The sequence below is a fragment of the Nostoc sp. UIC 10607 genome, assembly GCF_047228265.1.
Lineage (GTDB): Bacteria > Cyanobacteriota > Cyanobacteriia > Cyanobacteriales > Nostocaceae > Nostoc > Nostoc foliaceum_A.
On sequence record NZ_JBIQNW010000256.1, the window covers coordinates 1 to 434 of the forward strand.

Genomic DNA, 434 nt, shown 5'->3' on the forward strand with positions numbered 1-434 from the left:
TCTGCCATTAAAGAAGAAACAAGCGCTAATTGTTCAGACAATTCAAGTGAGCGTTGTTCAATATAAGTAGTGAAATCTGTCGTTACTGCCACAGGTATCGTTTGAGAAGAACACATTGACTGCCATGAGCTATCTGCTAATAGATAATCCTCAAAATCTTGGAACTGCTTCGAGCCTGCTACCCAAATATCCCCAGAACGCAAGCCACTGCGTAATTCAGCCAAAGCACACATCTCATAGTAGTGACGATCAATAGTATCGCCTTTAACTACGTGTTTTAACCAACGAGGTTTAACGAAACTAATATCCGCAGATTCCGGTACTTTTAACCATTTTGAGAATTGCTTGTATGTAGATGTATTAAAAGTATGAAATCCGAAATTGTTTTGAATTTCTGCCAGATGTTCGCGTCGAGTTGTATCCCTTTGGGAATA

Annotated in this window: 1 protein-coding gene; it reads right to left on the reverse strand. The window is 39.4% G+C overall.

Annotation, left to right across the window (positions count from 1 at the left end; all coding sequences use genetic code 11):
- Positions 1-434, reverse strand: a 434-nt coding sequence (locus ACEYW6_RS36675; protein WP_412983675.1) for a DUF4158 domain-containing protein, incomplete at both ends; no start/stop codon positions are given.